The sequence below is a fragment of the Pseudomonas sp. SP16.1 genome (assembly GCF_052682975.1).
In genome coordinates this window covers 1,543,337-1,557,876 of record NZ_JBQYFZ010000001.1, presented here as the reverse complement: position 1 = coordinate 1,557,876, position 14,540 = coordinate 1,543,337, and the positions used below count along the sequence as shown (strand labels likewise).

The window sequence follows — 14,540 nt, the reverse complement described above, 5'->3', positions numbered from 1 at the left end:
ACCGCCAGGGCACCGGGTCGCCACGCAGGCGAGCGGCCCGCTACCCCTGCTCCATTGCCTTGAGCTTGCGATACAGCGTCGCGCGGGCGATGCCCAGGTTGCGCGCGGCGGCCGAGAGGTTGCCGCCGGCGGCCTCCACCGCGGCGCGAATGGCCCGCGCCTCGGCAAGCTGCAGCGTACTCCCCGCCTCCAACGTCAGCCCTTCCCCCGCCACCGTCGCGGCCTGTTCGCCGCGGCCTGCGCGCACCTCGTCCGGCAGGTGCTGCACGCCGATCTCGCCGTCGTCCTCGGCCAGCGCCGCAGCCAGGCGCAGGCACTGGTAGAGCTGGCGGATATTGCCCGGCCAGTGATAGTCCAGCAGCGCCTGCAGCGCCGCCGGGCTCAGCTTGAGAGGCTGCTGTGCGGCGGTCTCGGCGAGCAGCAGGTGCTGGATCAGCGCCGCCAGGTCGCGCCGCTCGCGCAGTGCCGGCAGGCTCACGCGCAGGCCGTTGATGCGGTAGTAGAGATCCTCGCGAAAGCCCTGCTCGGCGCTGAGCTGCTGCAGGTCGCGGTGGGTGGCGCAGATCAGCGCGCAGTCCACCTTGATCAGCTGGTTGCTGCCCAGGCGGCTCAGGCTGCGCTCCTGCAGCACGCGCAAGAGACGGCCCTGCAGCTCCAGCGGCATGTCGCCGATCTCGTCGAGAAACAGCGTGCCCTTGTGCGCCTGCTCGATCTTACCGATGGCGCCGCCCTTGCGACTGCCGGTGAAGGCGCCTTCGACATGGCCGAACAGCTCCGACTCGATTAGGCTCGCCGGAATCGACGAGCAGTTGATCGCCACGAAGGCTTCGCCGGCACGGGCGCTGCCCTCGTGCAGCAAGCGAGCGAAAACCTCCTTGCCGGTGCCTGTCTCGCCATTGATCAACACCGGAATGTCGCGGGCGAAGGCCTTGCGCGCCCGCGCCAGGGCATCCTGCAGCGCCGGGTCCTGCAGGCACGGGCCGCTCTGTGGCGCCGGCAGCGGCTCGGCGTTGCGTCGCGGGCGCGGCGCCTCGGCCAGCGCCGGTGCCGTCCGCTGCTTCGGACCCTGGGTGATGCAGGCATGCAGTTCGCCGCCGTGATGGCTACGCAGGCGCAGCGGCGCGCTGAGGTCGTGGCGGCGATAACAGGCGGCGTGGACGAAGGGCATGTCGAACAGGTCGGCAAAGTCCAGACCGGCGTTCACCTCGCCCATACGCAGCAGCTGGCCGGCGATGCGGTTGGCGCAACGCAGCTTGCCCGCCGGGTCGAAGGCCAGCAGCCCCTCCAGCGGCGTGCCGAGAATGTCCAGGCGATGGTGCAGGTGCACCAGCAGTACCTCGCCGAGCTGGGCGAACAGGCGGTTCTCGATGGCGCGGGCGGCGAACACCAGCGACTCCAGGGCGTAGACCGAGGGCGCGGCCTGCCGGCTACTGGCGTCCAACACCCCGACTATGCCGCCGTCCAGGCCGAAGATCGGCGTGGCCAGGCAGGAAAACTGGCGGGCCTCCTCCAGATAGTGTTCCTCGCCGACGAAGAACACCGATTCGCGCTCGGCCAGAGCGCAGCCCGGTGCCGTGGTGCCGACGTTCTGCTCCGAAAGCTGCGCGCCGATGCGAAATACCTGGCTCAACTCGCGGGTGCCGGCGCCGCGCCCGCTCAGGCTGCTGAGCACCACACCTTCCAGGTCGATGCAGGCCAATACCCAATCCTGCGGTGCCAGCGCCGCATGCAACTGCTGCATCTCGGGCATCGCGCAGTCCAGCAGCAGACGGTCGCGCTCGGCGATTTGCTCGCCAGTGGCCACCAACGGCGCCTCGAACAGCAGTTTGTCGCGCTGGCTCAGGCCGTAGTGCTGCGAGCGCTGCCAGGAACGGGCGATCACCTGGGAATCGACCAGATGCTTGCCTGAAGTGGGCGTCGCGGAGGGGTCGCTGGATCTGTGCATGGCATATGTCTCACGGCCTGGTGTCTCGAACTGGGCCAGCCAGGCCCCCAGCCACTGTCTCAGTTCGAGACAGCGCTACGGCGAGGCGGCGCCCGCACCCTGTCCGAGGACTCTTGTTGTTATATAAATCATTGATCTAGCTTGTATTTTTCCAGCATAAAAAAGCTGGCACGGACTCTGCTCAATGACCTCACAGCACCCGGAGAGAAACCCGGTAGCGCCAAGATCTTAAACAAAAACAATAAAGGTGATGTCATGAAAATGAGCACAGATGCGGCTCGGCCGAGACTGGCCCGGCAGTGGCTGCATGCTTCCCTGTTCGGCCTGCTGGCCGGCTTCTCCACCGGCGCCTCGGCGGTCGACGTCGACGCCGGCGACTATACCGCCCTGCCCGCTGGCACCAACCTGGGTCTGCTCTACTACCAACACGCCGAACGTAACCGCCTGTACGCCAACGGCGACAAGCTGCCGCTGGACGCCGGCCTGGATTCGGATATCGGCATCCTGCGCGGCGTGCACTTCATGGAACTGGGCGGCTACATTGTCGACCCGCAGTTTCTCCTGCCCTTCGGCAACGTGCGCGCCAAGGACGACCTGTCGGGCCTGGGCAGCGACAGCGGCACCGGCGACCTGATCCTGGCCGCCACCCTATGGCTGGTGAACCAGCCGGAGCAGCGCCGCTACTTCGGCATCACCCCCTTTCTCTGGCTGCCCACCGGCAGCTACGACAACGATCGCGCCATCAACCTCGGCGAGAACCGCTGGAAGGGCGCGCTGCAGGCCGGCTATATCGAGGGTTTGGGCGACAAGTTCAGCCTCGATCTGGTAGGCGACGTGACCTTCTTCGGCGACAACGACGACTTCGGCCCCGCCGGCCAGACCCTCAAGCAGAAGCCGCTGTTCCAGGCCCAGGCGTTCCTGCGCTACCACGTCAACGAGCGCTTCGACCTGCGCGCCGGCGTCTCGCGCCTGTGGGGCGGCGAGACCGAAGTGAACGGCCTGGACATGGACGATAAACCCAACACCAGCAAGTTCAGCATCGGTGCCAGCTGGTTCGTCACCCCGCGCGACCAGCTGATGGTCAACTTCGGCCGAGACCTCTCGGTGGACAACGGCTTCAAGGAGCAGGCACGCGTCAACCTGCGCCTGCTGCACGTCTTCTAAGCACCGCCGCCTGCCTTCCCATTCCAACAACAATAGGAGTTTCGCGTGATGCCTTACCTCACCCAATCACGCCGTCTCGTCTGCCTGCTGACCGCGCTGCTGGTTGCCACAGGCGCCCTGGCCGCCAAGGTCGACGAGGCCGCCATCCGTGCCAGCGAGCAGGACGGCAGCGAATGGCTCAGCCATGGCCGCACCTACGCCGAGCAGCGCTTCAGTCCGCTCAAGCAGATAGACGCCGGCAATGTCGACAAGCTGGGCCTGGCCTGGTACCTGAATCTGGAAAACAACCGTGGCCTGGAAGCCACCCCGCTGGTGTCGGACGGCGTGCTCTACGCCTCGCTGTCCTGGAGCCGGGTGATGGCCGTGGACCTGCGCAGCGGCAAGCGCCTGTGGCAGTTCGATCCCCAGGTGGATCGCGGCCACTCCCGCTACGCCTGCTGCGACGCGGTCAACCGCGGCGTCGCCCTGTGGAACGACAAGGTCTACGTCGGTGCCCTGGACGGTCGCCTGATCGCCCTGGACGCCAAGACCGGTCGCGAAATATGGAGCACACAGACCACCGACCCGGCCAAGCCCTATAGCATCACCGGCGCGCCGCGGGTGGTGAAGGGCAAGGTGATCATCGGCAACGGCGGCGCCGAGTATGGCGTGCGCGGCTTCTTCTCTGCCTACGATGCCGAGACCGGCGAGATGGCCTGGCGCTTCTACACGGTGCCGGGCGACCCGACCCTGCCCTACGAACACCCCGAGCTGGTCGAAGCGGCCAAGACCTGGAAGGGCGACCAGTACTGGAAGCTCGGCGGCGGCGGCACCGTATGGGACAGCATGGCCTACGACCCGGAGCTGGACCTGCTGTACATCGGCACCGGCAACGGCTCGCCGTGGAACCGCGAGATCCGCAGCCCCGGCGGCGGCGACAACCTGTACCTGTCGTCGATCCTGGCTCTGCGCCCGGACAGCGGCAAGCTGCTCTGGCATTACCAGACCACGCCGGGCGAGTCCTGGGACTTCACGGCCACCCAGCAGATCACCCTGGCCACCCTGGAGCTGGACGGCAAGCCACGCAAGGTGCTGATGCAGGCGCCGAAGAACGGCTTCTTCTATGTGCTCGATCGCGCCACCGGCGAACTGCTCTCGGCGGAAAAATTCGGCAAGGTGACCTGGGCCGAGAAGGTCGATCTGGCCACCGGCCGCCCGGTGGAGGTACCCGGCTCGCGCTACGAGAAGGAGCAGGTGGTGATGTGGCCGAGCCCGTTCGGCGCGCACAGCTGGCACTCCATGTCGTTCAACCCGCAGACCGGGCTGATGTACATCCCCTACCAGGAAGTCCCCGGCGTCTATCGCAACGAGGGGGCCGCGTTCAAGCAGATCGACGGCTTCAACACCGGTACCGGCTTCAGCGACACCCACGAGATTCCCCGCGAGGCGGTGAGCGGCGCCCTGCTGGCCTGGGACCCGGTACGCCAGCGCGAGGCCTGGCGCGTGCCGCATAGCTTCTACTGGAACGGCGGCACCCTGAGCACCGCCGGCAATCTGGTGTTCCAGGGCACCGCCGACGGCCAGCTGCACGCCTACTCGGCGGACAAGGGACAGCGCCTGTGGAGCTTCGCCGCGCAGACCGGCATAGTCGCCGCCCCCATCAGCTTCAGCCTGGACGGCGAGCAGTACGTGGCGGTCATGGCCGGCTGGGGCGGCGTGGCGCCGCTGATCGGCGGCGACGCGGCACTGGCGCCCGGGGTGCGCAACCTCAGCCGCCTGCTGGTGTTCAAACTCGGCGGCCAGAGCAGCCTGCCGCCGCTGCCGCAGGCGACCACGGCCGCCGTGCAGCGCACGCCGCAAGCGGTCCAAGCGAGTGCCGCGGACCTGGACGCCGGCAAGCTGCTGTACGGCAACTACTGCTCGATGTGCCACGGCGTCGGCGCCGTCAGCGGCGGCCTGATCCCCGACCTGCGCCATACGGATCAATGGCGCCGCGACAACTTCCAACAGATCGTCCGGGACGGCATCCTTCGTCCGCTGGGCATGCCATCCTTCAAGAACTCGCTGAGCGCGGCCGAGGTGGAACAGATCAAGGCCTATGTGATGAGCCGCGAGTACGAGGACCATCTCAAGTCCCAGCAACCGGCCACGGCCGCCACCAAGCCCTGAACCAACGAGAGGAAAAACATCATGTGGACCAAACCCGCCTATATCGACCTGCGCATCGGCTTCGAAGTCACCCTGTACTTCGCCAACCGCTAAGCCACGCGCGGCGCACCTGTTGCTCCGCGTCCTTAGCCCCGGCCATGCCGGGGCCTTTTTCCTACCGGCGGGAAGCATCGATGTACATCCAGATTCTCGGCTCCGCCGCCGGCGGTGGCTTTCCCCAGTGGAACTGCAACTGCCGCAACTGCCGCGGCGTGCGCACCGGCAGCCTGCGCGCGCAGCCGCGCACGCAATCGTCCATCGCCCTGTCCGACGACGGCCTGAACTGGATCCTGTGCAACGCCTCGCCCGACATCCGCGCCCAGCTCGAAGCCTTCCCGGCCCTGCAGCCGGCGCGCAAGGTGCGTGACACGGCGATCGCCGGCATCGTCCTGCTCGACAGCCAGATCGACCACTGCACGGGCCTGTTGACCCTGCGCGAAGGCTGCCCGCACCAGGTCTGGTGCACCGAGATGGTCCATCAGGACCTGACCACGGGCTTTCCCCTGTTCAATATGCTCGGCCATTGGAACGGCGGCCTGCAGCACCGGCTGATCGAGCTGGATGCCGAACCCTTCGCCATCCCGGCCTGCCCGGGGCTGCGCCTCACCGCCATCGCCCTGCGCAGCAGCGCGCCGCCTTACTCGCCGCACCGTGGCAATCCGCATCCGGGCGACAACATCGGCCTGTTCGTCGAGGACCTGCGCACGGGCGGCACGCTGTTCTATGCCCCCGGCCTGGGTCAGGTGGACGAGCAACTGCTTAGCTGGATGCGCCGCGCCGATTGCCTGCTGGTGGACGGCACGCTGTGGCGCGACGACGAGATGCGCCAGTGCGAGGTCGGCGACAAGCTCGGCAGCGAGATGGGCCATCTGCCGCAGAGCGGTCCCGGTGGCATGCTCGAGGTGCTGGACGGCCTGCCGGCGCCGCGCAAGATCCTCATTCATATCAACAACACCAACCCGATTCTCGACCTGGACTCGCCCGAGCGCGCCGAGCTGGACCGCCGCGGAATCGAGGTCGCCTTCGACGGCATGAGCATCGCTTTGTAAGGTGCCCTGCGTGCGCCTTAAAGAACGCGGGTGCGCGCGGCGCACCCTACGCAACGCGTATCGGAGACCCTGATGAGCCAATCCGCCATGAGCCCCGCCGAGTTCGAGCAGGCGCTGCGCGCCAAGGGCGCCTACTACCATATCCACCACCCCTACCACCGGGCCATGTACGAAGGCCGCGCGACGCGCGAGCAGATCCAGGGCTGGGTGGCCAACCGCTTCTACTACCAGATCTGCATCCCGCTCAAGGACGCCGCGATCATGGCCAACTGCCCGGACCGGGAAACCCGTCGTGGCTGGATCCAGCGCATCCTCGACCACGACGGCGCACCCGGCGAGGAGGGCGGCATCGAGGCCTGGCTGCGCCTGGCCGAGGCGGTCGGCCTGGACCGCGAGCAGGTGCTGTCGCAGGAGCTGGTGCTGCCGGGGGTGCGCTTCGCCGTCGACGCCTACGTCAACTTCGCCCGCAGAGCGTGCTGGCAGGAGGCGGCCAGCAGTTCGCTGACCGAGCTGTTCGCCCCGACCATCCACCAATCGCGCCTGGACGCCTGGCCGCAGCACTATCCCTGGATCGATGCGGCCGGCTACGACTACTTCCGCAACCGCCTGAGCCAGGCACGCCGCGACGTCGAGCATGGCCTGCGCATCACCCTCGAGCACTACCGCACGGTCGAGGCTCAGCAGCGCATGCTGGACATCCTGCAGTTCAAGCTCGACGTGCTGTGGAGCATGCTCGACGCCATGAGCATGGCCTACGAGCTGCAGCGCCCGCCGTACCACACGGTGACCGACGAGCGCGTCTGGCATCGGGGGATTGCGTTATGAGTCGCCGACAAGCGCTGCGCATGGCGCAGCCTACGGCGGTGCCATGCCAAGTAGGGTGCGCCGCGCGCGCCAGCCAGGAGTCCGAACGATGACCGCTGCCATCCTGCCCAACGTTCCCGCCATCCGCCGCGGCTTCCGCCTGCAGTTCGAGCCGGCGCAGGGCTGCCACGTGTTGCTCTACCCGGAAGGCATGATCAAACTCAACGACAGCGCCGGCGAGATCCTCCAGCAGGTCGACGGCAAGCGTTCGGTGGCCGAGATCATCGACTGCCTGCACCAGCGCTTCCCCGACGTGCCCGGCATCGACGAGGACATCCTGGCCTTTATCGAGGTGGCCCATGCCCAGTTCTGGATCGAGCTTCGCTAAGCCGGACGTGCAGGTCGGCCCGCCGCTCTGGCTGCTGGCCGAGCTGACCTATCGCTGCCCGCTGCAGTGCCCCTACTGCTCCAACCCGCTGGATTTCTCCCAGCAGGGCGCCGAGCTCAGCACCGCCGAATGGATCGAGGTGTTTCGCCAGGCGCGCGAGCTGGGCGCGGCGCAGCTGGGCTTCTCCGGCGGTGAGCCGCTGGTGCGCCAGGACCTGGCCGAGCTGATCGCGGCGGCGCGCGGCCTGGGCTACTACACCAACCTGATCACCTCCGGCATCGGCCTGACCGAAGCGCGTATCGCCGAATTCGCCGATGCCGGGTTGGACCATATCCAGATCAGTTTCCAGGCCGCCGACGAGGAGGTGAACAACCTGCTGGCCGGCTCGAAGAAGGCCTTCGCCCAGAAGCTGGCCATGGCCCGCGCGGTCAAGGCGCATGGCTATCCGATGGTGCTGAACTTCGTCACCCACCGGCACAACATCGACAACATCGAACGCATCATCGAGCTGTGCCTGGAGCTGGAGGCCGACTTCGTCGAGCTCGCCACCTGCCAGTTCTACGGCTGGGCCGAGCTCAATCGCGCCGGCCTGCTGCCGACCCGTGCCCAGCTCGAGCGCGCCGAGCGCATCACCAACCAGTGGCGCGAAAAGCTGGCCGCCGAGAATCACCCCTGCAAGCTGATCTTCGTCACCCCGGACTACTACGAGGAGCGCCCGAAGGCCTGTATGAACGGCTGGGGCAACCTGTTTCTCGACATCACCCCGGACGGCACCGCGTTGCCATGCCACAGCGCGCGGCAGCTGCCGGTGCAGTTTCCCAACGTGCGCGAGCACAGCCTCGAACATATCTGGCGACATTCCTTCGGCTTCAACCGCTTTCGCGGCGACGACTGGATGCCCGAGCCCTGCCGCAGCTGCGACGAGAAGGCCAAGGACTTCGGCGGCTGCCGCTGCCAGGCCTTTATGCTCACAGGGGACGCCAGCAATGCCGACCCGGTGTGCAGCAAGTCGGCGCATCACGGCGTGATACTCGCGGCACGCGATGAAGCCGAGCGGGCCGACCAGGCCATAGCCGAGCTGGCCTTTCGCAACGCCAGCAACTCACGCCTGATCGCCAGGGCTCGCTGAGGCACGCGCCCTGGCTGAACCGCTGCGCAGCCGCTCCAGTCTTCGCAGTCAGCAGCCACGACGGGCCAACGCGCCCAGGTCGGATTGACGGCGATATCAGTGACTCGGCAAGTACTGCATCTGGCTCGACTCGCCCATCAGCAGCGGCCGGTTGAGGTCAGCGCAGGCGCGCAGGTACTCGGCGGCCAGGGTCACTCGCTTGAGCTTGCGCAGATCCTCGCTGTAGGACAGCCAGAACTGGCGGATCACGTCCACCTCCTCCGGCAGCACCGCCTGCAGGCGCGGGTCGGGGCCGGCCAGGAAGCTCGGTAGAATGGCCAGCGCCTTGCCCTGCAGCGCGGCATGGTATTGGGCAATCACGCTGGTGCTGCGCAGCTGGCTGACGGTGCCGGGCAGCAGGTCGTTGAGGTAGAGCAGCTTGGAGCTGAAAGCCAGGTCGTCGACGTAGCTGACGAAGGGGTGGCCGGCCAGGTCGTCGCGGCTGCGGATCGGCGCGTGGCTGGCCAGATAGCCGGGGGTGGCGTACAGGCGCAGGCGGTAGTCGCACAGCTTGGCGCAGACGTAGGGGCCGCGCTCGGGCCGTTCGAGGGTGATGGCAATGTCCGCCTCGCGCCGCGACAGGCTGACGAAGTGCGGCACCGGCAGGATGTCCAGGGAGATGTGCGGGTAGCGCTCGAGGAAGCCGCTCATCTGCGCGCTGACGAAGCAGCAGCCGAAGGCCTCGGTGCAGCCGATGCGCAAATGTCCGGACAGCCCCAGGCGGGCGCCGGAGACCTGCTCGCAGGCGGCCTGCAGGGTGCTTTCCAGGGTTTCCACGTGGCCCAGGAGGCGCTGCCCCTCGACTGTGAGGAGAAAGCCGGCGGAGCGCGATTTCTCGAACAGCAGCGCGCCGAGGTTCTGCTCCAGCGCGCGTATGCGCCGTGAGACCGTGGTGTAGTCCACCCCCAGCCGGCGCGCCGCCGCGCTGGCGGTGCGGGTGCGCGCCACCTCGAGGAAGAAGCGCAGGTCGTCCCAGTCGAGCTTGTCGCCCATCGTGCTTTTTTGCATATCGCTCCGTGCTTTCTTGGCAGCGCCTGACAGGCCGTTGAAAAACGTAGGCGAGGCAGCCAGTGCAAGGCAAAAACAGGCGAGGACCGGTCGGAGTCGCGCTCGACTTTACGAGTTGTAAATGAGCAGTCCGAGCCTGTTTTTAACGCCGCAATGGCAACGCAGGTAGTTTTTCAACAGCCTGCTGAGGCAGTCGCGCACAGGTATACGCCACGCCCGCGGGCGTGACCAGCCCTCCTTTAGCAGGCCGGCAAGGCGCCTGGCACGGGACGCGGCGCCGGCACGGCGCTGCGCCAATAAGCATTTTTTTGCATATCCATCCGGAGTTTTTGCACCTTCAGCTGGCGCAAACGCCTACCTATACTCGAATTGACAGCTTGATTGCACCGTACCCACAACAACAACTCAGGGCCGGAACCATGAACAGCAACTGCCTCCCCTTCCTCGCCGCCCGCGACTTCCTGCTGGCGCACCGCAGCGACTACCAAACCGCGGTGCGCGACTTCCGCTGGCCGCAGCTGGACCAGTTCAACTGGGCGCTGGATTACTTCGACGAAATGGCCGCCGGCAACCAGGCGCCGGCGCTGTGGATAGTCGAGGAGGACGGCAGCGAGCGGCGCTACAGCTTCGCCGAGCTGAGTGAGCGCTCCAACCGCGTGGCCAACCACCTGCGCGAACTGGGCGTGCGCCGCGGCGAACGCATCCTGCTGATGCTGGGTAACCATATCGCCCTGTGGGAGACCATGCTGGCGGCCTTCAAGCTGGGCGCCGTAGTGATCCCGGCCACCGCCCTGCTCACCGCCGACGACCTGCGCGACCGCCTGGAACGCGGCGGCGTACGCCATCTGGTGGTCGGCAGCGAGCATGCCGGCAAGTTCGCCGGCCTGGCCGAAGGCTGCACGCGCATCTGCGTCGGTGCGCCGGTGGCCGGCTGGGTGGCGCACGACGCCGCCAGCGAGTACCCCGCCAGCTTCAGCGCCGATGGCGTCACCAAGGCCTGCGACCCGCTGCTGCTGTATTTCACCTCCGGCACCACCAGCAAGCCGAAGATGGTGCTGCACAGCCACCAGAGCTACCCGGTCGGCCATCTGTCGACCATGTACTGGATCGGCCTCCAGCCCGGCGACCTGCACCTGAACATCTCCTCGCCCGGCTGGGCCAAGCACGCCTGGAGCTGCTTCTTCGCGCCGTGGAACGCCGGCGCCTGCGTGTTCATCCACAACTGCGCGCGCTTCAGCGCCAAGGCCCTGCTCGGCGTGCTGGAAAAATACGGCGTCACCAGCCTGTGCGCGCCGCCCACGGTCTGGCGCATGCTGATCCAGGAAGACCTGGCCGGCTACCGCGAGCGGTTGCAGCTGCGCGAGCTGGTGGGCGCCGGCGAGCCGCTCAACCCGGAGATCATCGAACAGATTCAACACGCCTGGGGCCTACCGCTGCGCGACGGCTTCGGCCAGTCGGAGACCACCGCGCTGGTCGGCAACACCCCCGGCCAGCCGCTCAAGCCCGGCTCCATGGGCCGCCCGCTGCCAGGCTATCGGGTGTGCATGCTCGACCCCGACGGCGTGCCGGCCAGCGAGGGCGAAGTGGCGCTGCCGCTCGAGCCCCATCCGCTGGGCCTGATGCTCGGCTACGAGGACAGCCCGGAGAAGACCGCCGAGGTGATGCGCGGCGGTCATTACCGCACCGGCGATACCGCGGCGGTCGACGCCGACGGCTACATCACCTTCGTCGGCCGCGCCGACGACGTGTTCAAGGCCTCCGACTACCGCATCAGCCCCTTCGAGCTGGAGAGCGCGCTGATCGAGCACCCGGCGGTGATGGAGGTGGCCGTGGTGCCCAGCCCCGACCCGCTGCGCCTGGCGGTGCCCAAGGCCTTCGTCATCCTGGCTCACGACCGCGCCGGTGACGCCGCGCTGGCCGAGCAGATTCTGGCCTTCGCCCGCGAGCACCTGGCGCCCTACAAGCGGGTGCGGCGCCTCGAGTTCGTCGCCGAGTTGCCCAAGACCATCTCCGGCAAGATCCGCCGCGTCGAGCTGCGCCAGATGGAGACGCGCCGCCGCCAGGAACAGGCGCGCGCGGCGCTGGAATTCTTCGAGGAGGATTTTCCCAGCCTCAAGGGCTGAACCGCGGGGCGCCCCGTCCCGACAGATCCCGCACGCCGCCGGCGGCGGGTCTCCATTTCACCCACTTCAAGCAGGCAGGAACCGCAGATGAGCACTCAATCCATTCCCAGCGTCAAGCTGCTGATCAACGGCGAATTCGTCGAGTCCAAGACCAGTCAGTGGCGCGACATCGTCAACCCGGCCACCCAGGAAGTCCTGGCCCGCGTGCCCTTCGCCACCGCCGAGGAAATGAACGCCGCGGTGGCCAGCGCCGCCGAGGCCTTCAAGACCTGGCGCAAGACCCCGATCGGCGTCCGCGCGCGGATCTTCCTCAAGTACCAGCAGCTGATCCGCGACAACATCAAGGAGCTGGCGGCCATCCTCACCGCCGAGCAGGGCAAGACCCTGCCGGACGCCGAGGGCGACGTGTTCCGCGGTCTGGAGGTGGTCGAGCACGCCGCCAACATCGGCAGCCTGCAAATGGGCGAGCTGGCCAACAACGTCGCCGGCGGCGTCGACACCTACACCCTCAACCAGCCTTTGGGCGTGTGCGCCGGCATCACCCCGTTCAACTTCCCGGCGATGATCCCGCTGTGGATGTTCCCCATGGCCATCGCCTGCGGCAACACCTTCGTCCTCAAGCCGTCCGAGCAGGACCCGATGGTGACCATGCGCCTGGCCGAGCTGGCGCTCGAGGCCGGCATCCCCAAGGGTGTGCTCAATGTGATCCACGGCGGCGCCGAGGCGGTCGACCTGCTCTGCGACCATCCGCAGATCAAGGCGGTGTCCTTCGTCGGCTCGACCAGGGTCGGCACCCACGTCTACAACCGCGCCACGGCCAGCGGCAAGCGCGCGCAATGCATGATGGGGGCGAAGAACCACGCCATCGTGCTGCCCGACGCCAACAAGCAGCAGACCCTCAACAACCTGCTCGGCGCGGCCTACGGCGCCGCCGGCCAGCGCTGCATGGCGCTGTCGGTGGTGATCCTGGTCGGCGAGGCGCAGAGCTGGCTGCCGGAGCTGGTGGAAAAGAGCAAGACGCTCAAGGTGGGCGCAGGCGCAGAGCCCGGCACCGACGTCGGCCCGCTGGTCTCGCGCGCCGCCTTCGATCGCGTCAGCAGCCTGATCGAGCGCGGCGTCGCCGAAGGCGCCGAGCTGCTGCTGGACGGGCGCAACGTCCAGGTGCCGGGCTATGCGGACGGCAACTTCGTCGCCCCGACGCTGTTCGCCGGGGTCACTGCCGAGATGAGCATCTACCGCGAGGAGATCTTCGGCCCGGTGCTGTGCGTGATGCACGCCGACACCTTCGACGAGGCCATCGCCATCATCAACGCCAACCCCAACGGCAACGGCACCGCCCTGTTCACCCGCTCCGGTGCCGCCGCGCGGCACTTTCAGGAGGAGATCGACATCGGCCAGGTGGGCATCAACGTGCCGATCCCGGTGCCGGTGCCGCTGTTCTCCTTCACCGGTTCGCGCGCCTCCAAGCTCGGCGACCTGGGCCCCTACGGCAAGCAGGTGGTGCAGTTCTACACCCAGACCAAGACCGTGACCCAGCGCTGGTTCGACGAGGACGAGGTCGGCGGTCCGGTCAATACCACCATCACCCTGAAATAACCCCCCAACGGGGCCGGCACTGTGTCGGCCCCTTCGCGGAGCCAGACCATGGACTACCAGACCCTGCTGGTCGAGCGGCGCGCGCGCGTCGCCCTGATCACCCTCAACCGTCCGCAGGCGCTCAACGCGCTGAACAGCCAGCTGATCGGCGAACTCAACCAGGCCCTAGACGTGCTGGAAGCCGATGCCGGCATCGGCTGCATCGTCATCACCGGCTCGGCCAAGGCCTTCGCCGCCGGCGCCGACATCAAGGAGATGCTCGAGCTGGGCTATCCGCAGATCTACCTGGACGACTTCTTCGCCAACGCCGACCGCATCGGCAACCGGCGCAAGCCGCTGATCGCCGCGGTGGCCGGCTATGCCCTGGGCGGAGGCTGCGAACTGGCGCTGATGTGCGACTTCATCTACGCCGCCGACAACGCCCGCTTCGGCCTGCCGGAACTGAGCCTTGGTGTGATTCCCGGCATCGGCGGCACCCAGCGCCTGACCCGCGCCCTGGGCAAGGCCAAGGCCATGGAACTGTGCCTGACCGGCCGCCAGCTGAGCGCCGAGGAAGCCGAGCGCGCCGGCCTGGTGGCCCGCGTGCTGCCGGCCGCCGAGCTGCTGGAGCAGACCCTGGACACCGCCGCGGCCATCGCCGCCAAGTCGCTGCCAGCCGCCATGATGATCAAGGAATGCATCAATCGCGCCGAGGAACTCGGCCTGGCCGAAGGCGTGCGCTTCGAGCGACGAGTGTTCCACTCACTGTTCGCCAGCGCCGACCAGAAGGAAGGCATGCAGGCCTTCGTGGAGAAACGCCCGCCGCGCTTTCAACACCGCTAAGCACGAATCGCCCCGCCGCTTACCCAAGCCCCGCAGGGTGGGTTAGCGGCGCCGAATGCCGGTCTGAGGGACGCAGATAAAGGTCGGGCGCTGCGTAACCCATCAGGCGATGAAGAGCGTTGCGCCCATGGTGGGTTACGCCGCACCGGGCGCAGCGGATTGATCAACCAACGCAACAGGCGGCTAACCCACCCTACGCATCTTTCATGCCCCCTCTCCCCCATGGGGAGAGGGTTGGGGTGAGGGGCGAAGGTCCAGCGCCTCGAACACTCACAACGGAGTCTCC

Annotated in this window: 12 protein-coding genes; 10 read left to right on the top strand and 2 right to left on the bottom strand. The window is 67.5% G+C overall.

The annotated features are described in order from the left end of the window. Window positions 1-40: 40 nt before the first annotated feature. Window positions 41-1,945 carry a sigma-54-dependent Fis family transcriptional regulator gene (locus ACUTAF_RS07555; RefSeq protein WP_445579391.1) on the bottom strand — a complete coding sequence of 635 codons (1,905 nt, stop codon included), beginning with the start codon at window positions 1,943-1,945 and terminating at the stop codon, window positions 41-43. 255 nt (window positions 1,946-2,200) lie between these two features. Here ACUTAF_RS07555 and ACUTAF_RS07550 point away from each other — a divergent pair, with 255 nt between their 5' ends. The 7 genes from ACUTAF_RS07550 (at window position 2,201) to pqqE (ending at window position 8,666) form a co-directional block, all read left to right on the top strand. Then, window positions 2,201-3,109, top strand: coding sequence for a transporter (locus ACUTAF_RS07550; RefSeq protein ID WP_445579390.1), 909 nt, complete (start codon window positions 2,201-2,203; stop codon window positions 3,107-3,109). Window positions 3,110-3,157: 48 nt separating this feature from the next. After that, a complete protein-coding gene (locus tag ACUTAF_RS07545) occupies window positions 3,158-5,257 on the top strand; it encodes a PQQ-dependent dehydrogenase, methanol/ethanol family (protein ID WP_445579389.1) in 2,100 nt (699 codons plus the stop codon). A 21-nt stretch (window positions 5,258-5,278) separates the two neighbouring features. After that, window positions 5,279-5,350 (top strand): pyrroloquinoline quinone precursor peptide PqqA, encoded by a 72-nt coding sequence (gene pqqA / locus ACUTAF_RS07540; RefSeq protein WP_445582418.1) that lies wholly within the window; start codon window positions 5,279-5,281, stop codon window positions 5,348-5,350. An 80-nt stretch (window positions 5,351-5,430) separates the two neighbouring features. Further along, window positions 5,431-6,345, top strand: a complete 915-nt coding sequence (gene pqqB, locus ACUTAF_RS07535; RefSeq protein ID WP_445579388.1) for a pyrroloquinoline quinone biosynthesis protein PqqB — start codon at window positions 5,431-5,433, stop codon at window positions 6,343-6,345. A 72-nt stretch (window positions 6,346-6,417) separates the two neighbouring features. Continuing rightward, entirely contained in the window at window positions 6,418-7,170 is a 753-nt protein-coding gene (gene pqqC / locus ACUTAF_RS07530; protein WP_445579387.1) for a pyrroloquinoline-quinone synthase PqqC, read from the top strand. 88 nt (window positions 7,171-7,258) lie between these two features. After that, window positions 7,259-7,537: a pyrroloquinoline quinone biosynthesis peptide chaperone PqqD gene (pqqD, locus tag ACUTAF_RS07525; RefSeq protein ID WP_445579386.1), complete on the top strand. Its 279-nt coding sequence runs from the start codon at window positions 7,259-7,261 to the stop codon at window positions 7,535-7,537. Further along, the gene (gene pqqE, locus ACUTAF_RS07520; RefSeq protein WP_445579385.1) at window positions 7,509-8,666 is read left to right on the top strand and encodes a pyrroloquinoline quinone biosynthesis protein PqqE; all 1,158 of its coding nucleotides are present in this window, start codon (window positions 7,509-7,511) and stop codon (window positions 8,664-8,666) included. Before pqqD ends, pqqE begins: the two co-directional genes overlap by 29 nt. 96 nt (window positions 8,667-8,762) lie before the next feature. Here the strand turns inward: pqqE and ACUTAF_RS07515 are convergent, their stop codons facing one another. Continuing rightward, entirely contained in the window at window positions 8,763-9,713 is a 951-nt protein-coding gene (locus ACUTAF_RS07515) for a LysR family transcriptional regulator (protein ID WP_445579384.1), read from the bottom strand. Between the two features lie 419 nt (window positions 9,714-10,132). Here ACUTAF_RS07515 and ACUTAF_RS07510 point away from each other — a divergent pair, with 419 nt between their 5' ends. The 3 genes from ACUTAF_RS07510 (at window position 10,133) to ACUTAF_RS07500 (ending at window position 14,254) form a co-directional block, all read left to right on the top strand. Beyond that, window positions 10,133-11,836, top strand: coding sequence for an AMP-binding protein (locus ACUTAF_RS07510; protein ID WP_445579383.1), 1,704 nt, complete (start codon window positions 10,133-10,135; stop codon window positions 11,834-11,836). 87 nt (window positions 11,837-11,923) lie between these two features. Then, complete coding sequence (locus ACUTAF_RS07505) at window positions 11,924-13,432, top strand: CoA-acylating methylmalonate-semialdehyde dehydrogenase (protein WP_445579382.1); 1,509 nt, start codon at window positions 11,924-11,926, stop codon at window positions 13,430-13,432. A gap of 48 nt (window positions 13,433-13,480) precedes the next feature. Then, on the top strand, window positions 13,481-14,254 hold the full coding sequence (locus ACUTAF_RS07500; RefSeq protein ID WP_445579381.1) for an enoyl-CoA hydratase: 774 nt from the start codon (window positions 13,481-13,483) through the stop codon (window positions 14,252-14,254). Window positions 14,255-14,540: the final 286 nt, after the last annotated feature.